Source organism: Lentibacillus sediminis (assembly GCF_002763455.1).
Lineage (GTDB): Bacteria > Bacillota > Bacilli > Bacillales > Amphibacillaceae > Lentibacillus_D > Lentibacillus_D sediminis_A.
Genome location: NZ_NIXK01000002.1, coordinates 310995 through 336233, shown reverse-complemented (window position 1 = coordinate 336233; position 25239 = coordinate 310995). Strand labels below are relative to the sequence as shown.

The window sequence follows — 25239 nt, the reverse complement described above, 5'->3', positions numbered from 1 at the left end:
TCGGGGGTGAACGTATGAGTAAAATGCGTGTATATGAATATGCCAAACAAAATAACACATCCAGCAAACAGGTCATCAATCAGCTGAAACAGATGAATGTAGAAGTATCCAATCATATGTCGATGATTTCTGCTGACACGAAGACAAAACTGGATGAAAAATTAAATGGTTCTGCTGCTTCCCGGGAGAAGCCACAGCAAAAGCAGGGCAACGCGAAAAGTAATTCACAGAACCAAGCAAAACAAAAAAGAGACAATAAAAATACGAACAGGGGAAACCCTGATCAAAAGCAAGGTCAAAAGAACCACCAGAAGAACAAAAATAATCCGCAAAACCGAAATAATTCACAAAACAGAAATCAGCGGGGCGGCAAAAGAGGAAAAGGCGGCAGACCCGCGCCAAAACAGCAGCCGGTATATAAAACTCCGGAAAAGATTACGTACTCAGGCTCACTGACAGTCGCAGAACTGGCTGAGAAACTGTACAAAAAAGAAGCAGAAATTATTAAAAAGCTGATGTTCTTGGGTGTGATGGCAACGAAGAACCAGGAACTGGATGATGATGCCATTGAGTTAATCTGTACGGAATACAATGTAGAAGTGGAAAAAGAAATTGTCCTGGAAGATACGGATTTTGAAAAATACCGTGTGGAAGAAAATGAGGCAAATCTTAAAGAAAGACCAGCTGTGGTCACCATTATGGGACACGTAGACCATGGGAAAACCACTTTGCTTGATTCCATTCGCCATACCAAGGTAACGGCCGGAGAAGCTGGCGGAATCACTCAGCATATTGGAGCATACCAAGTAGAAGATGAAGGCAAAAAAATTACCTTCCTTGACACACCAGGTCATGCTGCTTTTACCAGCATGCGTTCCCGCGGAGCCCAAGTTACGGATGTTGCCATTCTTGTGGTAGCTGCAGATGACGGGGTTATGCCGCAAACTGTGGAAGCAATCAACCACGCTAAAGCTGCCGAGGTGCCGATCATTGTTGCGGTGAATAAGATCGACAAAGAAGGAGCCAACCCCGATCGGGTCATGCAGGAATTGACCGAATATGAATTGATTCCTGAAGACTGGGGCGGCAGTACCATCTTTGTTCCTTTATCAGCGATCAAAAATGAAGGTATTGATGATCTTTTGGAAATGATCGTACTTGTATCAGAAGTGGAAGAATTAAAAGCAAATCCCAACACAAAAGCTGCAGGTACAGTTATTGAAGCCGAGCTTGATAAAGGCCGGGGACCTGTCGCAACACTGCTTGTGCAGAACGGCACCCTGAAAGTGGGAGATGCGATTGTTGTCGGCCACACGTATGGCCGTGTGCGTGCAATGGTAAGTGATACAGGACAGCGGGTGGACGAGGCTAGCCCTTCCACTCCTGTGGAGATTACCGGTCTAGGCGATGTGCCTCAAGCGGGCGATCAGTTTATGGTCTTTGCCGACGAGAAAAAAGCTCGTCAAGTAGGGGAAGCCAGGCAGCAAAAACAAATTGTGGAAAGCCGCGGAGAACAGACGAAAGTCAGTCTGGATGATTTATTTGACCAAATCAAACAAGGTGATATGAAAGAAATAAATATCATTATAAAAGCAGATGTCCAAGGGTCTGCAGAAGCGCTTGGAGGCTCTCTGAAGAAGATCGAGGTAGAGGGCGTGAATATCAAAATCATTCATACCGGGGTCGGAGCAATCACGGAATCTGATATTATTCTTGCCTCTGCTTCCAATGCGATTGTTATCGGCTTTAATGTCCGTCCCGATGTCAATGCGAAAAAGGCTGCAGAATCGGAAAAAGTCGATGTGCGGCTGCACCGGGTTATTTATACTGCCATTGAGGAAATAGAAGCAGCCATGAAAGGGATGCTTGATCCGGAATACGAGGAAAAAGTGATTGGCCAGGCAGAAGTGCGGGAGACCTTCAAAGTTTCCAGGATTGGAACTATCGCCGGAAGTTATGTCACGGAAGGCAAGATAACCAGAGATGCCGGTGTAAGACTTATTCGCAATGGTGTGGTACAGTTCGAGGGTGAAATTGCTGCCTTGAAGCGCTTTAAAGATGATGTAAAAGAAGTCGCCACAAATTATGAATGCGGCATAACCATTAAAAACTTTAACGATATTAAAGAAGGCGATACAATCGAAGCCTTTGTGATGGAAGAAATCAAGCGCGGATGATTGTATACGCCGAAGTCGAATGCATGATGTATACCGGCCATTCTCTAAAGGAGAAACGCTCCATTATTAAGCGGATCACCGCTAGGCTGCACAGAGATTTTAACGTGGCTGTAACAGAACTGGATTATCATGATCTATGGCAGCGAACCAAACTGGGAATTGTTACTATCTCCAATGAGTACCAGCATGCTGAACAGGTCATCCAGGAAGTTCTCCGGGTAATGGATTCCTATTCAGAACTGGAGCGGACGATTACAGATGTGGAGCGGGTATAGATCATAAGGCAATGATATCTCTAATGAGGTGAAAATGATGGCTGACATGCGAGCAAATAGAGTAGCAGAACAGATGAAGAAGGAAATGGGCGAAATCCTGACCCGTAAAATAAAGGACCCGCGGGTAGGATTTGTCACGGTTACCGATGTGGAGGTAACAGGCGATCTGCAGCAGGCAAAGGTATTTATCTCCGTTTTGGGGGACGAACTAGAGAAACAGGATACCCTTTTAGGGCTTGCTAAGGCAAAAGGGTTTATCCGTTCGGAAATCGGCAAACGCATCCGTTTGCGGAAAACGCCTGAAATTAGTTTTGAGTTTGATGAAGCATTAGAGTACGGGAATCGGATTGAGACCATCCTTCGCGATCTGAATAAGTAGTACCATTCTGATCTGGTCCGGCTTCGTGCGGGCCAGGTCTTTTTTCATATTAACATTTAAAGCGAAATATTAGCTGTTACATAATAGATGGAGGCTGGATTAATGAATGGAATTCTTCCTTTGTGGAAGCCAAAGGGAATGACCTCGCATGATTGTGTGATGCGGGTGCGCCGTCTTTATAAAACAAAAAAATGCGGGCATACCGGCACCCTTGACCCAGAAGCGGAAGGCATGCTGCCGATTTGCCTGGGACAGGCTACCAAAATCGTTCCTTTTTTAGTTGATACCAAAAAAACATATCTGGCAGAAGTGTCTTTGGGGGCAGCTACAGATACAGAAGATGGGCAGGGGCAAGTGGTGGAACAAAAACCGGTCACAAGCTTTCCACCCCATGAAGAAATTGATCATGTGCTACAATCATTTAAAGGGACCCTTCTCCAGACGCCGCCGATGTACTCTGCAGTCAAGGTCAAAGGCAAAAAGTTATATGAATATGCAAGAGAAAACAAAGAAGTGGAACGTCCAGTAAGAGAAGTGACGATTCATGATATCCGGCTTCTTTCTGGAAAAGCAGGCGAAAACTGTTTTAAAATAGAAGTAGTTTGCTCCAAAGGCACGTATATTCGAACGTTGTGTGCTGATATTGGCAAGCGGCTTGGCTATCCGGCACATATGGCAGATTTGACCCGGACACAAACAGCTTCTTTTTCAGAAGAGACAGCGGTTGATTTTGAAACGATTGAAGCTGCAGCCGATGCCGGGCAGGCTGAACAGCTGCTGGTTCCCTTAACTGCCGGATTGGGCCATATGGACAAGCTGGAGGTAGATTCGGAAACAAAAATGAAAGTAAAAAATGGCCGGAAGCTCCCGCAAACGCTGGCGCAGCATATGAAAACAGACCCGTTTATGGTACTGCATGAAAAAGAGCTGCTGGCAATCTACCAAACCCACCCGGAAAAACACGGTCAAATCAAGCCCGTACGTGTTTTCCCTGGATAAAAAAAGCAGGTGATTAGAATGAGAACGTTTGAATTAAGTTACCCTCATACACTGAGTCTTGAGGAACTGCCGGAAACAGTGGGAGCCATCGGTTTTTTTGACGGGGTGCATAAAGGGCATCAGAAACTGATACAAACCGCTGTAACCGAAGCAAAAAGGCAAAAGATGGAAAGCGCCGTGATTACGTTTTTTCCGCATCCATCCGTAGTACTTCAAAATAAGCACGATGTTCGCTACATTACACCCTTAAAAGAAAAGAAAGCGATTCTGCAGAAGCTTCATGTGGACAGACTGTACATTATTGAGTTTAACGAAGAACTATCCAAGCTTTCTCCGCAGAAATTTATTGATCATTTTATTAAGGGCCTGAACATAAAGCATTTGGTAGCGGGATTTGACTATACATACGGCCATAAAGGGAAAGGAAACATGACGGAAATCGACGGACATGCCGGCGGATCATTTACTTCGGAAACAATTGATGAAATCACTTCGGGCGGCAAAAAAATCAGTTCCACTCGAATCCGAGAGCTACTGGAAACGGGCAGGACCCGAGAGGCAACTCAGCTGCTTGGCCGGCCGCTCGTCCTGGATGGAATAGTCATTAAAGGAGATCAGCGCGGACGGGAAATTGGCTACCCAACAGCAAATCTTAAAGTCAATCCTGATGCACTGCTGCCAAAAATCGGGGTTTATGCGGTCAAAGTTATTTACAAAAATGAGACCTATGAAGGGATGGCCAGCATTGGGACCAATCCGACATTTACGGCGGATCGAACAGATTTGTCGGTAGAGGTAAACATTTTTGATTATAATAATGATTTGTACGGCGAAGAATTGCTGGTTGAGTGGCATCAGTACATGAGGGAAGAGATAAAATTTGACAATGCAGAAGCACTCATCGAACAAATCGGAGAAGATGAAAAAAACATCCGCAGCTATTTCCATCGTGTTTCCAAATAAATTTAAAGCCGCTGCCTCTTGCATTTTCACTCGAAAAGAGGTACGATAAGGTATGTAAAACCATCGCTTGGCAAAACGCTGCTCCGGCGGTTGCTAGGGGATTGGGGATATAAATGAACAACAGGAGGTGAACCAGATGGCAATCACACAGGAACGCAAAAATCAAATCATCAGTGAATACAAAGTCCATGACAATGATACTGGTTCTCCAGAAGTGCAAATCGCTGTACTTACTGAAGAAATCACAACATTGAATGAACATTTGCGCGTGCATAAAAAAGATCATCATTCACGCCGCGGTCTGTTGAAAATGGTTGGTAAACGCCGTAATTTACTAAACTATCTTCGCAATAAAGATGTTACCCGCTACCGTGAATTAATCAAAAATCTTGGCTTGCGCCGATAATTATTCAAAAAGCAGGAGAAATCCTGCTTTTTTTCTTAGCAGATAGGAAAGTATACGATAGAATGGAGCAGGTTTTTTTATTTCGTTTTGCTACATAAAATTTACTTTTTTCTGTGCAGAATATAAAATGGTAAATAGAATGTATGAGATCCGTCAAAAAATACAGACGGACGACTTACAGAAAACAAGGATATTCGCCTCGGCTTTAGGCGGATCCACGTTTTTCTAATGGAAAGGAGCACGGTTACGCATGTCAGAAGAGAAACAACTATTTACGACAGAAATCGCCGGTCGGACATTCACTGTCGAGACAGGTGAATTAGCGAAACAAGCAAATGGCGCCTGCATGATTCACTACGGGGAGACGTCGGTTTTATCTGTGGCCACAGCGTCGAAGGAACCAAAAGATCTGCCGTTTTTCCCGCTTACCGTAAACTATGAAGAACGGCTGTATGCTGTTGGGAAAATCCCCGGAGGCTTCATTAAACGGGAAGGAAGGCCAAGCGAGAAGGCTATTCTGACTTCGAGATTGATTGACCGGCCGATTCGCCCGCTGTTTCCGGATGGGTTCCGGAACGAGGTGCAGGTAATCAGCACCGTAATGAGCGTGGATCAGGACTGTTCATCGGAGATCGCGGCCATGATTGGTTCTTCCATTGCGCTCAGCATTTCGGATATTCCTTTTGCAGAACCAATTGCCGGTGTGAAGGTTGGCCGGGTGGATGGCGAATTTATTATCAATCCATCCATTGAAAAGGAAGAGAAGAGCGACATCGAACTGACGGTGGCTGGCACGAAGGATGCCATTAACATGGTAGAAGCCGGCGCAGAGGAAGTGCCGGAAGAAGTAATGCTGGAAGCGATTATGTTTGGCCATGAGGAAATCAAGCGGCTCATCGCCTTCCAGGAGGAAATCATCCAGGCCAGAGGGCAAGAGAAATCGCCTGTCACTTTATTGGAAACAGATGAAGAAATTGCTGCTAAAGTTGAAGAACAAGCGAGAGAAATACTGCCTAAAGCGATTCAGGTCAAGGACAAGCATGCCAGAGAAGAAGCGATTGATAACGCAAAAGCGGAAATTCTGGAACAATACGATAAGGAAGAAGAACCGGAAGTTTACAGTCAAGTTAAAAACGTACTGAATAAACTGGTCAAAGAGGAAGTGCGCCGGCTGATTACAAAAGAAAAGATTCGTCCGGACGGCCGCAAGCTCGATGAAATTCGTCCATTGACTTCCCGGATCAATGTCCTGCCGAGAACACACGGTTCAGGTTTATTCACCCGTGGACAGACACAAGCGCTCAGTGTGTGCACACTCGGAGCATTGGGGGATGTGCAAATACTGGACGGGCTTGACCTGGAAGAGTCTAAACGATTCATGCATCACTATAATTTTCCGCAGTACAGTGTAGGGGAAACAGGTCCCATCAGGGGTCCGGGCCGTCGGGAAATCGGACACGGGGCATTGGGTGAACGTGCGCTGGAGAAAGTCATCCCATCCGATAAAGAATTCCCGTACACCATCCGGCTTGTATCTGAAGTGCTCGAATCCAATGGTTCGACATCCCAGGCAAGCATTTGTGCGAGTACACTGGCAATGATGGCAGCAGGGGTACCGATTAAAGCACCAGTAGCCGGGATTGCGATGGGTCTGGTTAAATCCGGTGAAGACTATTCCATCCTGAGTGACATTCAGGGAATGGAAGATGCGCTCGGTGACATGGACTTTAAAGTAGCTGGGACTGAGCAAGGTGTCACGGCACTGCAAATGGATATTAAAATTGACGGCTTATCCAGAGAAATCCTGAAAGAAGCATTGGAACAGGCAAAAATAGGGCGGATGAAAATCCTCGAGCACATGCTTGCAACGATTGCTGAGCCAAAAGATGAGCTGTCGCAGTATGCACCGAAAATCCTGACGATGAGCATCAATCCGGATAAAATTCGTGATGTGATTGGTCCAAGCGGGAAACAGATCAATCAGATTATTGACGAGACCGGAGTCAAAATCGACATTGAACAGGACGGCAATGTCTTCATTTCTTCCACAGATGCAGCAATGAATGAAAAAGCGAAGAAAATCATTGAGGACCTCGTTCGGGAAGTAGAAGTCGGTCAGATTTATTTAGGTACAGTGAAACGGATTGAAAAATTCGGCGCCTTTGTTGAACTTTTCAAAGGAAAAGATGGACTTGTGCACATTTCTGAACTGGCAGAGGAGCGTACGAACAAGGTAGAAGACGCCGTTTCCATCGGTGACGAAATCATGGTTAAGGTAAAAGAAATAGACCGCCAAGGCCGGGTAAATCTTTCCCGTAAAGCGATATTAAAAGAAGAAAGAGAACGCAAAGAAAAGGCGAAGCAGTAGACAAAAAGTTATATCCAATGCAGATATGAAAGTTTTCGGACTTTCCTATCTGCCAAGAACGAAGAAGCTGGATCTCCAGTTTCTTTTTTTAATTTGCAAGGCTCTATTCGTATGTTTTGTTGCTCATTTATTTCGAAGTTGATGGAAACTGCGGCTCAAGCTACACTTTATTGTTGCAGAAAAATGCGACAGAGTGCTCGTTGATTTCCGCTCCGGGCATCCGCTTTCCGCGGGAAGCTGGCAAGCCCCCTTGTGCTGGCGCACAGCGGGGTCTAGCCTAGGCTTTTCTTCCCGCAGGAGTCGGATGCCCTCCGCTCCAATCAACCAGCTACAGAGTGGGTAGCTGTTGTTTAATTTACGAAGCACATCACCCAGCGAGGGGTGTTTCCGCAGCGGCGATGATAAACCCCCACTGATTTATGTCGCAGTTTATGGATTTTGTCAAAAAACATCTTTTAAAAAACATCCATTTGTATAACCGGCATCAAAGCTGGTGACAAAAAAGTTTTCTGACATCTAAACGATTTTTCTAAAGTACTGACATACCATGTCCTCTTATTTCATATGAATGAACGAGGGGGACAAGAGTATGTATCGATATAAAAAAGCAGTAAACTTTTGCATCTTCATCATTATTCTTTTTTTAGCGTTTGATCCGAGTCACAATCCATTCCAGTTTTCTTCTCAAGAGTATCCTGCATCCGATGTGGCTAAACAGAATGATTCCCTTCTCGAGGAAATCAAAAATAAACGTGCAGATTATCATGAAGAACCGGACAATGCCTACATTGATGAAGTGTGGAAAAAAACCCCTGGAAGAAACGGGCTGGAGGTAAATGTCCAAAAATCTTATGAAAAAATGAAAGAAATTGGGGAATTTGACCCCTCCTTGCTGGTCTATGACCAAGTCTCGCCAACGGTCACGCTGAAGGACCTGCCGGCAGCGCCGATTTACCGGGGGCATCCGGAAAAGCAGATGGTGGCACTATTGATCAATGTCTCCTGGGGCGCCGAACATATCCCGGATATTTTAAATATCCTAAATGAAAATAATGTGAAGGCCACTTTTTTTATTGAAGGAAAATGGACTCGTGAGAATGCTGAACTTGTTAAGATGATTGATGAACAGGGCCATCTGATTGGCAACCATGGGTATAATCATCCCGATATGGCAAGGATCTCCGAGCAGGAAGTCATCCGGCAGATCACACAGACCAATGAGATTCTTGAAGCTGTTATTGATAAAAAACCGCTATGGTTCGCACCGCCAAGCGGAAGTTACAATGACCAGGCAGTACGGGCTGCCCATCAGCTGAATATGCAAACAATCCTTTGGACAGTGGACACAATTGATTGGAAGAATCCAGCAGTATCTGTTATGATAAACCGAGTAAATGATCAGGTGCATCCTGGAGCGACGATTTTAATGCACCCTACACCGGCCATTGTAGAAGGACTTTCACCACTGATAAAAACGGTGAAAGATAAGGGCTATAAACTGGGAACGATTGAGAAACTATTGAGTGAAGAAAGATAATCTGCACGACAGGAGGCAAAACATGCTGGAAAAACATACAAGTAAAAACGGGCTTCGGGTAGTATTGGAAAATATCCCCTCCGTTCGCTCGGTAACCATCGGCATCTGGGTGCTGACCGGTTCCCGCAATGAAACAGAACAAAACAATGGTGTTTCCCATTTTCTTGAACATATGTTTTTTAAAGGAACTAATACCCGTTCACCACAGGATATTGCGGAGGCTTTTGATTCCATTGGCGGTCAGGTGAACGCATTTACCTCGAAAGAATACACTTGCTTTTATGCGAAAGTGCTTGATACATATAAAGATTATGCCCTGGAAATATTGGCTGATATGTTTTTCAATTCCGCATTTGATGAAGAGGAAATGGAACGGGAGAAGAAAGTAGTCTATGAGGAAATAAAGATGTACGAAGATACGCCGGACGACATCGTTCATGATGTGCTGGCAACTGCATCGTTTGGCAATCATCCGCTGGGCTATCCTATTTTAGGAACCGAGACACATTTAACCTCTTTTACACCGGAAACATTAAGGAATTATATGCAGGAACGCTATGTGCCGGAAAATGTCGTGATCTCTGTGGCTGGCAATGTAGATAAATCTTTTATCGGCCGTGTCGATGAATATTTTGGCTCCTATTCTTTTGGACCGACACAAACGTCGCTTGAGAGACCAAACTTTTTAGGGAAAAATATCAATCGCCACAAGGATACAGAGCAGGCGCATCTTTGCCTGGGATATGATGGATTTGCCGTTGGAGATAAGCATACGTACAGCTTAGTCATTATGAATAATGTGCTTGGCGGCAGCATGAGCTCCCGCTTATTTCAGGAGGTAAGAGAAAAGCAGGGACTTGCCTATTCGGTTTTTTCCTACCATTCCTCTTTCCTGGATAATGGACTGTTGACGATTTATGCGGGCACAGGTAACAAGCAGCTCCCAATTTTACAGGAGACGATCCATCAAACGGTAGACACCTTGAGAAAGAACGGGTTGACCGATAAAGAACTAACCAACAGCAAGGAATCATTTAAAGGGAATCTAATGCTGAGTCTGGAGAGCACGAGCAGCCGCATGAGCCGCAATGGCCGGAATGAACTGCTGCTTCGCCGTCACCGAACATTGGATGAGATGATTCAGGAAATTGATGCAGTCAGTCATGAGTCCATCCAGCATGTGATTGACGTGGTTTTCGGCAAGCCGCCGGCAAGTGCAGTAATTGCACCAGAACAGGAGGAATAGCCTATGGTTAACATAGGTTATTTTTTTTTGCATATACATGCAGTAGGGAAAAGATATGGGGGGAGTGCAGATGCGCTACAAGGATATCAGCGGCAAGGAGATTGTCAATGTGAGCGAGGGAGCCAGACTGGGGATTTTGGGGCAGACCGATCTGGAAATCAATGAAAAGACCGGGCAGATTGAAGCGTTCATTATTCCAAATTATAAATGGTTTGGTCTCAAGAAAGAGGGAGAGGAACAGAAGATCAGGTGGAACTCCATCAAAAAAATCGGCGAAGATATGATTATCGTGGAAATGGAATAGGCTCTGAACACTCAGATAGGCTGGTGTCCCGAAATGTTGGGATATCAGCCTTTTTGTATGATTTTATAAAAGTACTATCACTAACGGCTTCCTGCCACATAAGCTATAAAGAAATCATATCGAAAGCGCAGTCTGGAGGTTGTTAAAGAACAATGAGTCAATTAATAGCAGTTATCGGCGGGGATGCCCGTTATTTGGAACTGATCCGGCAATTACAGTCCATACCTGATGCAGGCATTGTCCTTGTGGGATTTGATAAATTAGAGCAGGGATTTACAGGTCTAAAGCAGAGCGACTTTACTGATTTGGATCCGGCAGATTTAGACATCGTCATATTGCCGATTACAGGGTGTGATTCCCAGGGAAATGTAGAGACCGTGTTTTCAGATCATTCCATCCAGCTGACCGGGCAATGGTTCAAAGAATTAAAACCGTCTGTCAAGGTATTTACTGGCATCGCCAATGATTTTATCAAATCGGCAGCAAAAGAAGCGAATATATCCCTCATTCCGCTCTTGAACCGGGATGACGTAGCAATCTATAACTCGATTCCCACAGCAGAAGGCGCAATTATGATGGCAATCGAGAACACCGATTATACTATCCATGGGTCACGTGTAATCGTCGTAGGATTTGGAAGGGTCGGCAATACGGTTGCCAATAAGTTTTCTGCGCTCGGTGCCAAAGTATCGGTCAGCGCCAATAGTATTAAGGATTTGGCGAGAATCACGGAAATGGGATTGACTGCAGTCCCTCTGGAAGAGTTGCATGAAGCAACGAGCGGGTGTGATTTGTTAATTAATACCGTACCGGCACCGGTTGTCAACAAAGACTCCATCCAGCAGCTGCCGTCACATGCCTTAATTTTTGATCTTGCTTCCAAGCCAGGAGGAACGGACTTCGCTTATGCCAAGCAGCGCGGAATTCAGGCAATTCTGGCCAGAAGCCTGCCCGGCGTCGTTGCACCACGGACAGCTGGGAAAATACTGGCAGATGTCATTAAGCAAATACTAAGGGAGGATGGGAGCCTAACATGAATTTAGCAGGAAAGCGCATCGGTTTTGGGTTATCCGGCTCGCACCACATGCATAAAAAAGTCTTTCCGCAACTGGAGAAACTGATGGAAGAAAAAGCAGAAGTGATCCCAATTATTTCCCACACGGTAAAAAATACAGATACCAAGCACGGTAAGGCAAGTGAACATATCGGGAGAATAGAATCCATCACGGGCAGGAAGGTCATTTCTACAATTCCCGAAGCAGAACCACTCGGCCCGAAGAACCCGCTGGACTGCATGGTGATTGCCCCAATGACCGGCAACTCACTGAGCAAGCTTGCCAACGCACTGACCGATTCTCCCATTCTAATGGCAGCAAAATCTACGATACGCAATCAGCGGCCTGTCGTATTGGGAATTTCCACCAATGATGCACTGGGGCTTAATGGGGTGAATTTGATGCGGCTGATGGTGACGAAGCATATTTATTTTATTCCCTATGGCCAGGATGACCCATACAGTAAGCCAAATTCGCTGGTGGCCGATATGACACTGCTCGAGGAGACTGTCAAAGCGGCACTCAACCAACAGCAGATCCAGCCTGTTATTATACCTTACAGCAGCTGATTTGTGGTACAATGAATAGCTAAGAGTTTACAATTATTTTAGTTACATGGCGAAGGGAGTATTTACATGACAGAGAAAACAGCTTACAACCTGGCAGTCGTCGGAGCAACGGGAGCAGTAGGACAGAAAATCATCGAAATGCTTGAAGATAAAGACTTCCCTGTTCAAACATTAAAACTTTTATCATCCGAACGATCTGCAGGAAAAACAATAACCTTTAAAAATACGGAAATTACAGTGGAAGCAGCCGTGCCGGAAAGTTTTGACGGGGTGGATATCGCCCTGTTTTCTGCGGGCGGTTCTGTATCGAAACAGCTTGCTCCTGAGGCAGTCAAGCGCGGAGCCGTTGTAGTGGATAACACAAGTGCATTCCGCATGGATGAGAAAGTGCCGCTTGTCGTTCCTGAGGTAAACGAAGGTGATATTCAGCATCATCAGGGAATCATTGCCAACCCGAATTGCTCCACGATTCAAATGGTAGCCGCCCTGAAACCAATTCAAGCGGCGTTTGGTCTGAACCGAGTGATCGTCTCGACATATCAGGCCGTCTCGGGAGCAGGAAACCAGGCTAATCTCGAACTGGAAACACAATCCAGGGATTATTTGGAAGGCAATGAAATGAAAGCAGAGCTGCTGCCCGTAAAGGGAGATGAGAAGCACTATCCAATTGCTTTCAATGCACTCCCGCAAATTGATGTATTCCAGGAAAATGGCTATACATTTGAAGAAATGAAAATGATCAATGAAACGAAAAAAATCATGCATGCCGAGGATCTGTCTGTCGCAGCAACCTGTGTCCGCTTGCCGTTTTTCACTTCCCACGCAGAAAGTGTCTATGTGGAAGTGGAAAAAGCAGGATTGCAAGTGGCAGATCTGTGGGATGTTCTAAAAGATGCCGAGGGAATTATTCTTGAAGACGATCCGGCAACACAAACTTATCCAACGCCGCAGAGTGCTGCAAATAAAGAAGAGGTCTTTGTCGGGCGTGTACGTAAGGATTTGAATGATGATAATGGATTCCATTTGTGGGTAGTCTCTGACAATCTTATCAAGGGTGCTGCCTGGAATACCATACAAATAGCTGAGCGTTTAATTCAAAATAAATGGCTGTAAGGTCGTGTTTATATGCAGATACTTGTTCAGAAGTTTGGCGGCACCTCTGTCGAGACCGAGGAAAACCGCGGCTTCGTGATTCAGCATATTAAAGCTGCACTCAAGCAACAATATAAATTGGTAGTTGTCGTCTCTGCAATGGGGCGTAAACCAGCCCCTTATGCCACGGATACCCTGCTGAATCTTGTCGGCTTTCCCGCTCAGCATAATACGAACCGGGAAATGGATATGCTTCTGTCCTGCGGGGAAACCATATCTGCGGCAGTGCTGTCCAATGAATTAAAGCAACAAAACGTTTCTGCAGCAGCTTTAACGGGTCCGCAAGCCGGCATTCTCACAACAGCGGATTTTACAGAGGCGAAGATTAAACAGGTGAACCCTAAGCGGGTTTTTCATGAACTGGAAACAAATGATGTTGTTGTGGTTGCCGGCTTTCAAGGCCAGACGGCTGCAGGGGAAATCACGACAATCGGCAGGGGCGGCAGTGATACGACGGCGACCGCTCTTGCCAAGGCAGTGGGCGCGGTATGCACCGATATTTTTACCGATGTCAATGGGATTATGACGGCAGATCCGCGTATCGTGTCTCAAGCAAGACCGTTGGATACCGTAACATACACAGAAATTTGCAATCTCGCTTATCAGGGAGCAAAAGTGGTTCATCCTCGGGCGGTGGAGATCGCCATCGAAAGCAAAATACCGATGCGCATCCGCTGCACCTATCTGCAGGATGAGGGGACGCTGGTAACCTCCTCACCTCCTAAGGGGGAAGAGTTTGACGGCGTCTCCGGCAGGCCGGTCACGGGGATTGCTCATATGACCTCCCTGACACAGATTAAAGTGCAAACGAAAGAAGAAACCAGCCAGATGCAGTCGGAGATATTTAAAGCAATGGCTGCAGCGGGGATCTCCGTTGATTTTATTAATATTTCACCAAGCTGTGTCGCCTACACCATTCCCGAGCCGTTTACAAAAAAAGCTGCAGCGATCCTCGGCCGACTGGGGTTTCAGCCGGAGATTACCGCAGGCTGTGCAAAAGTGTCGGCAGTAGGGGCAGGGATGGCGGGAATTCCCGGTGTTGCATCGAAGATCGTGCAGGCACTAATTAATGCAGACGTGCAAATCCTGCAAGCGGCAGACAGTCATACTACTATCTGGGTGCTTGTGCATCAGAAAGATTTAAAGACCGCAGTGAATGCACTGCATGAGAATTTTAAGTTAAGTTCCCATTCCCCACTTTATGCAAAAGAAAGGTGATAACAATGAATTTTGGCCGCGTGCTGACAGCAATGGTGACTCCGTTCAACAAAGAAGGCGGCGTGGATTATGAACAAACTTCCATCCTGATTGAATACCTTCTGGACAATGGCACCCAAGGACTTGTGATCAACGGAACGACTGGTGAATCTCCAACTTTGTCCATTGAGGAAAAAATCCAACTGATTAAGCATGTTGTTGATACAGTCAAGCGGCGTGTGCCTGTAATCGCAGGCACAAGCAGCAATGATACGCTTGCCTCGATTGCGCTGACGAAAAAGGCGGAAGAAGTTGGAGTGGATGCGGCAATGGTTGTTGCCCCGTATTATAACAAGCCGACACAGCGCGGCATGTATGCCCATTTTAAAGCAATTGCCGGGGAAACATCATTGCCTGTTATGCTTTACAACATTCCGGGGCGTTCTGTCGTCAAAATGGATGCAGAAACGATCATTGAACTAAGCAAAATAGATAATATTGTCTCTGTCAAAGAGGCTTCCTGTGATTTGGATCTGGCGGCGGAAGTCATTGAACGAACCAGTGATGATTTTACCCTGTACAGCGGGGAAGACGGGTTAACCCTGCCACTCTTAGCAGTCGGTGCGGATGGCGTCATTTCCGTTGCCTCGCATATCATCGGCAATGAACTACAAGAAATGATTCAGTTATACAAAAGCGGCGAGGTCAATGAGGCAGCCGCCAAGCACCGGCAAATACTGCCGCTGATGCGAGGCTTATTCAAACAGCCATCTCCTGCTCCGGTGAAAGCAGCACTGCAAATGAAGGGGCTGGACACTGGTATTGTAAGACTGCCGCTGCTTGCTCTGACAGAAGAGGAGAAAGCAGAATTAAAAGAATTAATTGACCAATAAAAAATATCGGCTGTAACAAGCCGGTATTTTTTTAACGGAAAAAAGAATAAACTTACGTACATGTAAGGTCTTGAAGCAATCATTTTTTAAATGAGACACTGATTGCCCGGTTTTTACGAAATATTAGCATGTTCCTCTCCATTTCGGTTCATACTACAGGTAGACTTTGTAATGGAAAAGGAGTGATCGGAATGACGGACAATAACAATCCGGATAAAAAAGAAGATCAGAATCAGGAGGACAAGTCACAGAATACCTCCGCATTGGTTCAAAAGATTCAGCAGCTCGGTCAGGCAAACGTGCCACAGGCCCCGGATTCCAATATTCATGTACTTACAATTATTGGGCAGGTGGAAGGCCATGTGCAACTGCCGCCGCAAAATAAAACAACCAAATATGAACATCTGCTGCCACAGCTGATTGCTGTTGAGCAAAACCCGAAAATTGAAGGGCTGATTGTCATGCTCAACACAGTCGGGGGAGATGTTGAGGCAGGGCTGGCTCTGGCGGAAATGGTGGCTTCCATTTCCAAACCAACCGTGTCGATTGTCCTTGGCGGCGGCCATTCGATTGGCGTGCCGATTGCTGTTGCGACAGATTATTCTTATATTGTACCGACTGCCACAATGACGATTCACCCTGTCCGGTTGAACGGACTTGTTATCGGGGTGCCGCAAACATTTGAATATCTGGATAAAATGCAGGATCGGGTGATTGATTTTGTTGTCAATCACTCCAATATCAAGGAAGAGAAGTTCAAGGAATTAATGTTTGCCAAGGGCAATCTGACGAGGGATATCGGCACCAATGTGGTTGGAAAAGACGCAGTGGATTATGGACTGATTGACGGGGTCGGCGGTGTCAAGGAAGCGATGGAAAAAGTCAATGGTTTCATCGGGAACCAGCCGGGAAATCAGGTGATCCAATGATTTTATACACACCATTAGCTCAGGAAGATATTTTCCCTGAAACAGCAGACCCTACTGCTGGCAGACATTTTGTTACGTATGAGGGCCGTTCTGTTTATGTGGAACAAACAGCTGACGGCTCTTATCAGCTACTGCGGCTTTTGTCTACAGACCCGCAGGATTTTTTGAATGAAAGATACGCTCCCGGATCGGTTCTGCCAAAATAAAGTGAAACTTCATTAAGTGGGTCTGACTGCCTGTTAACCTATGATAAAACCAGTACCATCTTTTTCCCGGTTTTTATGCTATAATGAAAGAAAAGCCCTTGCCATTTTCCAGGCAGGGGTTTACTATTCATGTAGGATTGCCTTAAGAGGAATCGGGGTGAAAAGATGGCGAAGAAAAGAAGAAATAAACGTAAAGGCGGCAAGCTGAAAAAACAGATGAAACTGGAACTGCTCGGATTATTATTTATCTTCCTTGCTATTTTTGGCAGCGGGGCGAGTGCGATCAGTGATGGAGCTATTCCCGGTGGCCTGGAGTATCTGTTCCGCTTTCTTTTGGGGATTTGGTATTTTGTCGCATCTCTTTTCCTGTTTATTACTGGGATCATCCTTCTTATAAAAAGAAGATGGCCGGATTTTTCCAACAGAAAGGTCACCGGCTTTTATATTCTGTTTGCCGGGATTGTTCTCTTGACACATATTCAGACAATGGAGCGGCTGCAGGTGCTGGCAGGAGACGTTTCAATCCTTGGGGCAACATGGAATCATTTCCTTTTCTATATGAACGGAGAAGGCATAGCCGTGCAGACAGGCGGGGGTATGATTGGCGGCCTCCTGTTCACCATCTGCTATTTTTTATTTTCTTCAGCAGGAGCACAAATTGTCGCAGCGTTTTCCATTATCATTGGAGTCGTGTTTATGACTGAGTTGTCTTTGGGAGATATTTTCTCTAAGACATGGAAAAAGCTGAGTGAAAGAATACTGGCTTTGCGGAAGAACCGGAAAGAGACACGAGCGAGAAAGAAAGAACAGCGTGAATCCTCCCAGCCGGTTGAATCCGTCCGTGAGGAAACGCCTCAAAAGGAAGAGCCGCTGATTGAGGATTTCAATGAAGTGACCTATTCATTTTCAGAGCCTGCTGTACCGAAAGAACAGCCTGTAGAACAAACAAGTGTTACAGAGAGCGAACCGGCGCAAGCGGACGACATAGAGGACATGCCAATGACGGAACCGGAAAACCACGAGTACGAACTGCCGTCACCGAAATTGCTGGCAGAACCCCAGCAAAATTCCCAGACGCAGGAAAAGTCGCAGATCCAGGCTACAGTGAGGAAGCTGGAGCGAACATTTCAAAGTTTCGGGGTTAAAGCAAGAGTTACCAAAGTCCATGTCGGTCCTGCAGTCACCAAATATGAAGTGTATCCGGAAGCAGGAGTTAAGGTCAGCAAAATTGTCAATCTGCATGATGACCTGGCACTGGCATTGGCGGCGAAGGATATTCGGATTGAAGCGCCCATCCCGGGTAAATCGGCTGTCGGAATCGAAGTGCCCAATCAGGAAATCGCCATGGTTTCACTGCGTGAGGTGCTTGATAATACATGGAGCAAGCAAAATGCGAAGCTGTTATTTGCCCTTGGCCGTGATATTTCCGGGGAGGCAGTAGTGGGTGAACTGAATAAAATGCCTCATCTCCTGATTGCTGGTGCCACAGGAAGCGGGAAAAGTGTCTGTGTGAATGGAATTATTACAACCATTCTGATGCGCACCAAACCGCATGAGGTAAAAATGATGATGATCGACCCGAAAAAAGTGGAGCTAAATGTATATAACGGCATTCCGCATTTATTGGCACCCGTTGTGACAGACCCGAAAAAGGCGTCCAAAGCGTTGAAAAAAGTAGTTTCCGAGATGGAGAGAAGATACGAGTTGTTTTCAGATACCGGGACGCGCAATATTGAAGGATATAATGAGTATATCCGCAAATATAACCAAACGGTTGAAGAGGCTGACCAGCAGCCAAACCTGCCGTACATCGTCGTTCTTGTGGATGAACTTGCTGACTTAATGATGGTTGCTTCCAATGATGTGGAAGATTCGATCACCCGGCTTGCGCAAATGGCTCGGGCGGCAGGTATTCACCTCATCATTGCGACACAGCGACCGTCCGTCGATGTCATTACAGGGGTCATTAAAGCGAATATCCCTTCCCGGATCGCCTTCAGTGTTTCTTCTGCGACCGATTCCCGGACGATCCTGGATTCCGGCGGGGCGGATAAGCTGCTTGGCAGAGGGGACATGCTGTTCTTGCCTGTTGGCAATTCCAAGCCGATGCGGGTGCAGGGAGCGTTTTTATCTGATGAAGAAGTGGAACGTGTTGTTGACCATTGTATTGATCAGCAAAAAGCATCGTATCAGGAGGAAATGATCCCGGAGGAAGCAAATGAAACACAAGAAGAAGTAGATGATGAACTGTATGATGATGCCGTTCAGATGATCACTGAAATGCAAAGCGCAAGTGTTTCCATGCTGCAGCGCCGCTTCCGCATCGGCTATACCCGGGCGGCAAGGCTGATTGATGCAATGGAAGACAGAGGCATTGTTGGTCCATATGAAGGGAGCAAGCCACGCTCTGTTTTGGTAACACAGTCCGCTGAAGAAAAGTCATCCTGATCATGAGGAGGGGTTACTATTTCCATTCGATCAGATGTCCGTCATTTGTACTTGCAGGTGATGGATGAAATCAAGCGGGGGATTGAATCAGTCAAATACAAAGAAAAACAGAAGCTTCCCTCCGAATTTCAGCTTTCCAGAGACTTGGGCGTTTCCCGTGCGACATTGAGAGAGGCGCTGAGGATGCTGGAGGAAGACAATATCGTGATGCGCAGGCATGGGGTTGGCACTTTTGTGAAACCTAAGCCGGTCTACTCGTCCGGCATAGAGCAGTTAAGCAGCGTTACCTATATGATTGAGCAATCCGGAAAGCATGCTGGTTCACAGCTGATCTCTTCGCAAATCACAGAACCAGGAGCAGAGGACAAAGAATATTTTGAACTAGAGGAAACAGGCAATCTCATAAAAATTGAACGGATCCGTACAGCTGACGGAGAGCCTGTTGTCTTCTGTATTGATAAGCTTCCGGCAGAGCTCATTGAACTGGAGAATGTTAAAAAGGATGATTCCCTGTTTAAGCTGCTGGAAGTCTATACAGGGAGATCTATCAGCTATGCGGTAACCAATATAGAGCCAGTCAGCTATCAAAGCAGGGTTTACGAAAAGCTGGGCTGTCATCCGGAACAGCCGCTTCTGCTCTTGAAACAGATGCACTACACGGAGGAAGACGAGCCTGTCCTGTACTCCGTAAATTATTTCCGCCCTGATTTTTTTCAATTTTATGTTCTAAGAAAACGAATGTAATCTCTTATCAGAGTAGATGGAAACTGCAACGTAACTCACTGTTGCGGAAATACCTGCGACAGAGTGCTCGTTGATTTCCGCTACGGGAAGCCGCGCACCTTAGGGCACGGCTTCAGCCTCCTCGGAAGAAAACCGCTTCCTGCTCAGGTCTAGACTCGTGCTGTTTCCGCAGGAGTCGGCTTCCCTTCGCTCCAATCAACTTTCAAAAGTGGTTAAGTGGGGTGGTGATTTCGACAGCAGTAAAGTCGCAAACCACATCTCCCAGCGGAGGAAATACCCCGAGACTCCTGCGGGATGGTAAGCCTAGGTGAGACCCCGTAGCGCGACAGCGCGAGGAGGCTCACCAGCTCCCGCGGAAAGCGAGGGGTATTTCCGCAGCGGCGGTCATAAACCCCATTGGTTTTCGTCGCAGTTTATAGATTTTGCGACAGAAGCAACAAATCTTTTCGGTAGAACTAGTAACCGCAACCCCAATCTTTCAGAAAACGGCCTTCATTCAAAAATCAGACTTGCTGTAATTAGCACGTCTGGTTTTTTTCTCGTATAATGGATGACAGCAGGAAGTGATGTACAGAATAATAGGGATTAATGAGAATTGGAGGCCGGTTAATGAATAAAGTTGAAGAAACAGTTATCAGGGAAAATGGACGAACTATCCATTTCGTTCCAAGCAGAAAGTTTAAAACGCTCAGCATTACAGCAAAGTTCATGGCGCCGCTTGAGCGCGAAACGATAACCAGGCGTGCTTTGCTCCCTTATATTTTGAAACAGGGCACTAAAAACTATCCATCAACAGAAATGTTTCAGAAAAAATTGGATGAGCTGTATGGTGCGGTCCTCTCGGTAAGTGGCGGCAAAAAGGGAGAGAATCACATCATTACATTAAGACTGGAACTGGCTAATGAAAAATTTATCGATGGGGAAGCAAATATCGTGAAAGAAGGAATGGACCTCTTAAACGAAATTATTTTTCAGCCGAATGCGGATGGAGGGAAATTTGACGAGAACATCGTTGCAAGAGAGAAGGATACTTTAAAACAGAAAATTAATGCAATCAGGGACGACAAGATGAGCTATGCCAATATGCGGCTGATTGATGAGATGTGTGAAGGGGAAGCGTATCAGCTTCATGTACAGGGATATGAAGAGGATTTGGGAAAGATTACAGCAGAGAACTTATACGACTATCATCAGACCATAATTTCAGAAGACCAACTGGATGTGTATGTACTTGGTGATTTTGCTGAAGAGGAGATGAAAGCTAACCTCTCCAGTCTGTTCCAGCGAAACACGAACGATTCGCAAGTAAGTGCTGAACCTTCTGTGGGAAAACAAAATCTTAACGTGCAGGAAAAGGTGGAGAAACTCGAGGTACAGCAGGCAAAACTTCATATCGGTTACCGTACCAATATTACGTACAGGGATGATGACTACTTCGCTCTGCAGGTATTTAACGGGCTGTTCGGCGGTTTCCCGAGTTCCAAGTTATTTCTTAATGTGCGGGAAAAGCACAGTCTCGCCTATTATGCATCTTCCCGGCTGGAGAGCCACAAAGGGCTGATGTTTGTTATAAGCGGGATTGCGCCGGAAGATTACGAGAAGGCAAAAGAAATTATTGGCCAGCAGACAAAAGCAATGAAGGAAGGCAACTTTACCGAGGAACAATTAACAGAAACGAAGGAGTTGATCGTCAACCAGCTGCTGGAAACGATGGATCATCCATACGGGATCATCGAACTGTTGTATCAGCAGGTGCTTGCTGGCAGGGATTTGCCGCCGGATGAGCTGATTGCCGGAATCAAAAAGGTAACAAAGCAAGATGTAGTACAGGCCGCGGAAAAGATGCAGCAAGATACAGTTTATTTATTAACAAGCAAGGAGGCTTCGACCAATGCATAAACAGACGTATGAGGAAATAAAAGAAACGATCTATTCCGCCAAGCTTGAAAATGGGCTGTCGGTCTTTTTGCTGCCGCGGCCGGAGATGGCCAAGACGTACGGCCTCTTTTCCACTAATTATGGTTCGATTGATTTAACGTTTGCGCCAATTGGCCAAACCGAAAAGATCACCGTTCCTGAAGGCGTCGCCCATTTTCTGGAGCACAAGCTGTTTGAAAAAGAAGACAGGGACGTATTTGCAGACTTTTCCAAGCAGGGTGCCTCCCCAAATGCCTATACATCCTTTACAAAAACAGCCTATTTGTTTGCGGCAACAAGCCAGATTGAAAAAAATGTGGAGACATTGCTTGATTTTGTTCAAAATCCGTATTTTTCCAAGGAGTCGGTAGAGAAGGAAAAAGGCATCATTGCCCAGGAGATTAAGATGTATGATGATCAGCCGGACTGGCAATCGTTTATGGGCACCATCAAGAGTCTGTTTGAAAATCACCCCGTTAATGTTGACATTGCCGGAACGGTGGAATCGATCCATCAAATCACAAAAGATGATTTGTACACTTGCTACCATACCTTTTACCACCCGGAGAATATGACCCTATTTCTTGCAGGCAAGTTTGATGCAGAGCATATGATGGCCTTTATTGAGAACAATCAGGAGAAGAAAGAATTTGAGAAAATGCACAAGATTGACCGGGAATTCCCGGAGGAACCGGTTGAAGCAGCGAAAAGGGAACATACGATAACGATGCCTGTTTCGATTCCGAAATGCACGATCGGTATCAAGGAATCTTCAGCTGAGCTGGTTAAGGATGATTTTCTGGATAAGGATCTGCTGACAAGCATGGTGCTGGATCACTATTATTCAAAGGGCGGACCGTTCTATCAGGAATTGTATAAGGAGAAGCTGATTGACGGAAGCTTTCATTTTGAAACGAATTTAGAACAGAATTTTGGCTATACCATGATCGGCAGCAACACCTCAGACCCGGAAAAATTCGCAAAAAAGGTAAAGCAGCAGCTGCTCTCCACCAATAATGCAACTCTTACAGAAGAAGAAGTGGAGCGGATGAAGAAAAAGAAAATTGGCCAATTGCTGCGTGCAATGAATTCACTTGAGTTTATAGCGGGCCAGTATACGCATTATCATACGCTGGGAATTGACTTGTTTGAAGTAATTCCCGCCATCCGCAGCCTAAATGTAACTGATGCCAATAGCTTTTTGCAAAACTGGATTACGGAAGACCGGCTCGCAGTTTGCACGATTGCCGATCATTAAGGAGACCGAAAGTTATGGGGAAGAATATACTGATTGTTGGTGCTAGCGGGGAGATCGGTTCGGCGATAGCTGAGGTGCTGACAGAGAAAGGGTACCAGCTGATCTTACATTATAATCAGAGCAGGGAATCTATTCACGAACTGCAGAAAAAGGTACAAGAAGAATCCATTTTAAGTGTCCTCCAGGCAGACTTGACAAATGAGGCGGAAATTGAATCTTTCCTTTCGCGAATTGTGTTTCCTGTCGATGCGATAATTTTTGCCGGGGGTACCGCCCACTACGGTTTATTTCAGGAGACTACCATTCGGGAAATGGAAGACCTCCTTCATTTGCATGTTCAGGCACCCTGGCGGATAACCCGGCATCTTCTGCCAGACATGCTGCAGCGAGAAAGAGGAAAAATTATTTTCATTACTTCTATCTGGGGAGATAAAGGGGCAAGCAATGAGGTCATTTATTCCTCTGTAAAAGGAGCGCAAAACAGTTTTGTTAAAGCACTGGCGAAAGAGGTGGCTGCAAGCGGAATTGCAGTGAATGCGATAAGTCCGGGATTTATTGAAACGAAAATGAATCGCCATTTGTCGGCAGCAGAAAAGGAAGCACTGCTCGCAGAAATCCCTGCAAATCGTGCCGGAAAGCCCTCGGATGTTGCCCACGCTGCAGCTTTTTTACTGGGAGAAGATGCTGGCTATATTCACGGGGAGATCCTCCATATCGATGGCGGCTGGTAATGCTTTTGTTCGTGAGATAATCGCTTATAAAATATGTGTTGTATAGTATTCTTGGCATATAATGCTACATCCAGCTCCAGCGCCCAGCGGCGTATGTGCTTTTGTTCGATTACATGTATAAATCGTTTTTTATCTCACATACTATACCTGACAATAATTGAAGGAGGCAGATGTAATGTCAGTCTTGGATAATTTTGATTCTTGGAAGGGATTTTTGTCGAATAAGCTGCAGCAAGCCCAGCAGCAGGGAATGAGCCAGCAGACAATTTCCAATGTGGCCTCAGATGTGGGAGATTATCTTGCACAAAGCGTTGATCCAAAGAATCCGGAAGAAGCTGTATTGCGTGAATTATGGAATGCCGCATCGGAACAAGAACAGCATGCAATCGCCAATACCATGGTGAAACTCGTGCAAAATAAGGGAAATATGAATTAATGAGGGCAAGGAGAAGCTGTGAATATCACCACAGCTTCTTTTTTTATGCTATGCAAAAGAATATGACTTTTCACCGGACAAAAAATCATTTATAGTAGAAATAAGACATTGCTTTTATCAGCCGGATTGGGTAACATTAAGGAGATTGGAAGAACTTGGCTCTTCGTGTCGAATATTCAGGTAGAAGACCGGGGGTATTCTCCAAAATCCGCCATGATGTATACTTTCTGACGATATATAAAGGAGTTTACTAAATGGAAAAGACAGAATGGTACCTTGAATATGAAATTCGCTATAACCGTCCTGGCTTACTCGGGGATATTTCTTCTTTGCTTGGAATGCTGTCCATCAATATTGTTACGATTAACGGGGTGGAGAATTCTAAGCGGGGCATGCTGATTTTATCGAAATATGATGAAAACATTGAGCGTTTGAAATCGATACTGCAAACGATAAATACAATTAACGTAACAAAAATAAGGAAACCGAAATTGCGCGACAGGCTGGCAGTGCGGCATGGAAAATACATTCACAGGGATTCGCATGACCGGAAGACGGTGCGCTTTGTCCGCGAAGAGATCGGCATATTGGTAGACTTTATGGCCGAACTGTTCAAAAAGGAAGGTCACAAATTAATTGGCGTCCGGGGCATGCCTCGGGTAGGAAAGACAGAATCTGTAGTCGCAGCAAGTGTTTCTGCCAATAAAAGCTGGCTGTTTGTGTCCAGCACCCTCTTAAAGCAAACGGTCCGAAGTCAGCTGATTGTAGGGGAATATAATCCGGACAATATCTATATTATTGATGGTGTCGTGTCCAAAAACCGGGCAAGCGAAAAGCATTGGCAGCTGATCAGGGAAATTATGCAGCTTCCTTCGATTAAAGTAGTGGAGCATCCGGATATTTTTGTTCAAGCAACAGAATATAATATAGAGGATTTTGATTATATTATTGAACTCAGGAGCCATGAAGACGAAGAAATTACATACGAACCAATGGAAAGACAGCAGGAGATGGAGCAAAATGGCTTTTCCATGTTTGATTATTAAAACA

Annotated in this window: 24 protein-coding genes; all 24 read left to right on the top strand. The window is 45.6% G+C overall.

The annotated features are described in order from the left end of the window. The first annotated feature begins 14 nt into the window (after nt 1–14). The 24 genes from infB to CEG13_RS05660 all read left to right on the top strand — a co-directional run bounded on the left by infB (nt 15) and on the right by CEG13_RS05660 (nt 25235). The gene (gene infB, locus CEG13_RS05780) at nt 15–2177 is read left to right on the top strand and encodes a translation initiation factor IF-2 (protein WP_100010924.1); all 2163 of its coding nucleotides are present in this window, start codon (nt 15–17) and stop codon (nt 2175–2177) included. Beyond that, nucleotides 2174–2452 (top strand): DUF503 domain-containing protein, encoded by a 279-nt coding sequence (locus CEG13_RS05775; protein WP_100010923.1) that lies wholly within the window; start codon nt 2174–2176, stop codon nt 2450–2452. The genes infB and CEG13_RS05775 overlap by 4 nt, the downstream gene beginning before the upstream one ends. Before the next feature lie 37 nt (nt 2453–2489). Then, the gene (rbfA, locus tag CEG13_RS05770; protein ID WP_100010922.1) at nt 2490–2831 is read left to right on the top strand and encodes a 30S ribosome-binding factor RbfA; all 342 of its coding nucleotides are present in this window, start codon (nt 2490–2492) and stop codon (nt 2829–2831) included. A gap of 102 nt (nt 2832–2933) precedes the next feature. Beyond that, the gene (gene truB / locus CEG13_RS05765) at nt 2934–3830 is read left to right on the top strand and encodes a tRNA pseudouridine(55) synthase TruB (RefSeq protein WP_100010921.1); all 897 of its coding nucleotides are present in this window, start codon (nt 2934–2936) and stop codon (nt 3828–3830) included. Between the two features lie 18 nt (nt 3831–3848). After that, a complete protein-coding gene (gene ribF / locus CEG13_RS05760) occupies nt 3849–4793 on the top strand; it encodes a riboflavin biosynthesis protein RibF (RefSeq protein ID WP_100010920.1) in 945 nt (314 codons plus the stop codon). A gap of 136 nt (nt 4794–4929) precedes the next feature. Beyond that, nucleotides 4930–5199, top strand: coding sequence for a 30S ribosomal protein S15 (gene rpsO / locus CEG13_RS05755; RefSeq protein ID WP_100010919.1), 270 nt, complete (start codon nt 4930–4932; stop codon nt 5197–5199). Between the two features lie 250 nt (nt 5200–5449). After that, complete coding sequence (locus CEG13_RS05750) at nt 5450–7567, top strand: polyribonucleotide nucleotidyltransferase (protein ID WP_100010918.1); 2118 nt, start codon at nt 5450–5452, stop codon at nt 7565–7567. A gap of 589 nt (nt 7568–8156) precedes the next feature. Beyond that, the gene (locus CEG13_RS05740) at nt 8157–9104 is read left to right on the top strand and encodes a polysaccharide deacetylase family protein (RefSeq protein ID WP_100010916.1); all 948 of its coding nucleotides are present in this window, start codon (nt 8157–8159) and stop codon (nt 9102–9104) included. 22 nt (nt 9105–9126) lie between these two features. Then, nucleotides 9127–10350 (top strand): M16 family metallopeptidase, encoded by a 1224-nt coding sequence (locus CEG13_RS05735; protein ID WP_100010915.1) that lies wholly within the window; start codon nt 9127–9129, stop codon nt 10348–10350. Between the two features lie 70 nt (nt 10351–10420). Next, nucleotides 10421–10654: a YlmC/YmxH family sporulation protein gene (locus tag CEG13_RS05730; protein WP_100010914.1), complete on the top strand. Its 234-nt coding sequence runs from the start codon at nt 10421–10423 to the stop codon at nt 10652–10654. Nucleotides 10655–10806: 152 nt separating this feature from the next. Beyond that, nucleotides 10807–11691, top strand: coding sequence for a dipicolinic acid synthetase subunit A (gene dpaA / locus CEG13_RS05725; RefSeq protein ID WP_100010913.1), 885 nt, complete (start codon nt 10807–10809; stop codon nt 11689–11691). Continuing rightward, complete coding sequence (dpaB, locus tag CEG13_RS05720) at nt 11688–12278, top strand: dipicolinate synthase subunit B (RefSeq protein ID WP_100010912.1); 591 nt, start codon at nt 11688–11690, stop codon at nt 12276–12278. The genes dpaA and dpaB overlap by 4 nt, the downstream gene beginning before the upstream one ends. Before the next feature lie 66 nt (nt 12279–12344). Then, nucleotides 12345–13391, top strand: a complete 1047-nt coding sequence (gene asd / locus CEG13_RS05715) for an aspartate-semialdehyde dehydrogenase (RefSeq protein ID WP_100010911.1) — start codon at nt 12345–12347, stop codon at nt 13389–13391. Nucleotides 13392–13403: 12 nt separating this feature from the next. After that, nucleotides 13404–14648 (top strand): aspartate kinase, encoded by a 1245-nt coding sequence (dapG, locus tag CEG13_RS05710; protein ID WP_100010910.1) that lies wholly within the window; start codon nt 13404–13406, stop codon nt 14646–14648. A 5-nt stretch (nt 14649–14653) separates the two neighbouring features. Continuing rightward, entirely contained in the window at nt 14654–15520 is an 867-nt protein-coding gene (gene dapA / locus CEG13_RS05705) for a 4-hydroxy-tetrahydrodipicolinate synthase (protein ID WP_100010909.1), read from the top strand. 191 nt (nt 15521–15711) lie between these two features. Continuing rightward, nucleotides 15712–16449 carry a ClpP family protease gene (locus tag CEG13_RS05700; protein ID WP_143469651.1) on the top strand — a complete coding sequence of 246 codons (738 nt, stop codon included), beginning with the start codon at nt 15712–15714 and terminating at the stop codon, nt 16447–16449. Further along, nucleotides 16446–16655 carry a YlzJ-like family protein gene (locus CEG13_RS05695; RefSeq protein WP_100010907.1) on the top strand — a complete coding sequence of 70 codons (210 nt, stop codon included), beginning with the start codon at nt 16446–16448 and terminating at the stop codon, nt 16653–16655. The genes CEG13_RS05700 and CEG13_RS05695 overlap by 4 nt, the downstream gene beginning before the upstream one ends. Nucleotides 16656–16820: 165 nt before the next feature. Continuing rightward, nucleotides 16821–19103 (top strand): DNA translocase FtsK, encoded by a 2283-nt coding sequence (locus tag CEG13_RS05690; protein WP_100010906.1) that lies wholly within the window; start codon nt 16821–16823, stop codon nt 19101–19103. Between the two features lie 18 nt (nt 19104–19121). Then, a complete protein-coding gene (locus CEG13_RS05685) occupies nt 19122–19847 on the top strand; it encodes a GntR family transcriptional regulator (protein ID WP_100010905.1) in 726 nt (241 codons plus the stop codon). 609 nt (nt 19848–20456) lie between these two features. Beyond that, entirely contained in the window at nt 20457–21746 is a 1290-nt protein-coding gene (yfmF, locus tag CEG13_RS05680; RefSeq protein ID WP_100010904.1) for an EF-P 5-aminopentanol modification-associated protein YfmF, read from the top strand. Then, nucleotides 21739–23022, top strand: coding sequence for an EF-P 5-aminopentanol modification-associated protein YfmH (yfmH, locus tag CEG13_RS05675; RefSeq protein ID WP_100010903.1), 1284 nt, complete (start codon nt 21739–21741; stop codon nt 23020–23022). Before yfmF ends, yfmH begins: the two co-directional genes overlap by 8 nt. A 14-nt stretch (nt 23023–23036) precedes the next feature. Next, nucleotides 23037–23753: an elongation factor P 5-aminopentanone reductase gene (gene ymfI, locus CEG13_RS05670; protein ID WP_100010902.1), complete on the top strand. Its 717-nt coding sequence runs from the start codon at nt 23037–23039 to the stop codon at nt 23751–23753. Nucleotides 23754–23928: 175 nt separating this feature from the next. Next, on the top strand, nt 23929–24189 hold the full coding sequence (locus CEG13_RS05665) for a DUF3243 domain-containing protein (RefSeq protein WP_100010901.1): 261 nt from the start codon (nt 23929–23931) through the stop codon (nt 24187–24189). Between the two features lie 254 nt (nt 24190–24443). Then, nucleotides 24444–25235, top strand: a complete 792-nt coding sequence (locus CEG13_RS05660; RefSeq protein WP_100010900.1) for a DUF3388 domain-containing protein — start codon at nt 24444–24446, stop codon at nt 25233–25235. The last annotated feature ends 4 nt before the right edge of the window (nt 25236–25239 follow it).

Coding starts and splice junctions, on each gene's coding strand:
- ymfI (WP_100010902.1), top strand. CDS start 23,037: ATGGGGAAGAATATACTGATTGTTGGTGCTAGCGGGGAGATCGGTTCG.
- asd (WP_100010911.1), top strand. CDS start 12,345: ATGACAGAGAAAACAGCTTACAACCTGGCAGTCGTCGGAGCAACGGGA.
- CEG13_RS05735 (WP_100010915.1), top strand. CDS start 9,127: ATGCTGGAAAAACATACAAGTAAAAACGGGCTTCGGGTAGTATTGGAA.
- yfmF (WP_100010904.1), top strand. CDS start 20,457: ATGAATAAAGTTGAAGAAACAGTTATCAGGGAAAATGGACGAACTATC.
- rbfA (WP_100010922.1), top strand. CDS start 2,490: ATGGCTGACATGCGAGCAAATAGAGTAGCAGAACAGATGAAGAAGGAA.
- CEG13_RS05775 (WP_100010923.1), top strand. CDS start 2,174: ATGATTGTATACGCCGAAGTCGAATGCATGATGTATACCGGCCATTCT.
- CEG13_RS05690 (WP_100010906.1), top strand. CDS start 16,821: ATGGCGAAGAAAAGAAGAAATAAACGTAAAGGCGGCAAGCTGAAAAAA.
- CEG13_RS05660 (WP_100010900.1), top strand. CDS start 24,444: ATGGAAAAGACAGAATGGTACCTTGAATATGAAATTCGCTATAACCGT.
- CEG13_RS05695 (WP_100010907.1), top strand. CDS start 16,446: ATGATTTTATACACACCATTAGCTCAGGAAGATATTTTCCCTGAAACA.
- CEG13_RS05665 (WP_100010901.1), top strand. CDS start 23,929: ATGTCAGTCTTGGATAATTTTGATTCTTGGAAGGGATTTTTGTCGAAT.
- yfmH (WP_100010903.1), top strand. CDS start 21,739: ATGCATAAACAGACGTATGAGGAAATAAAAGAAACGATCTATTCCGCC.
- rpsO (WP_100010919.1), top strand. CDS start 4,930: ATGGCAATCACACAGGAACGCAAAAATCAAATCATCAGTGAATACAAA.
- dapA (WP_100010909.1), top strand. CDS start 14,654: ATGAATTTTGGCCGCGTGCTGACAGCAATGGTGACTCCGTTCAACAAA.
- dpaA (WP_100010913.1), top strand. CDS start 10,807: ATGAGTCAATTAATAGCAGTTATCGGCGGGGATGCCCGTTATTTGGAA.
- CEG13_RS05750 (WP_100010918.1), top strand. CDS start 5,450: ATGTCAGAAGAGAAACAACTATTTACGACAGAAATCGCCGGTCGGACA.
- dpaB (WP_100010912.1), top strand. CDS start 11,688: ATGAATTTAGCAGGAAAGCGCATCGGTTTTGGGTTATCCGGCTCGCAC.
- CEG13_RS05730 (WP_100010914.1), top strand. CDS start 10,421: ATGCGCTACAAGGATATCAGCGGCAAGGAGATTGTCAATGTGAGCGAG.
- truB (WP_100010921.1), top strand. CDS start 2,934: ATGAATGGAATTCTTCCTTTGTGGAAGCCAAAGGGAATGACCTCGCAT.
- ribF (WP_100010920.1), top strand. CDS start 3,849: ATGAGAACGTTTGAATTAAGTTACCCTCATACACTGAGTCTTGAGGAA.
- dapG (WP_100010910.1), top strand. CDS start 13,404: ATGCAGATACTTGTTCAGAAGTTTGGCGGCACCTCTGTCGAGACCGAG.
- infB (WP_100010924.1), top strand. CDS start 15: ATGAGTAAAATGCGTGTATATGAATATGCCAAACAAAATAACACATCC.
- CEG13_RS05700 (WP_143469651.1), top strand. CDS start 15,712: ATGACGGACAATAACAATCCGGATAAAAAAGAAGATCAGAATCAGGAG.
- CEG13_RS05740 (WP_100010916.1), top strand. CDS start 8,157: ATGTATCGATATAAAAAAGCAGTAAACTTTTGCATCTTCATCATTATT.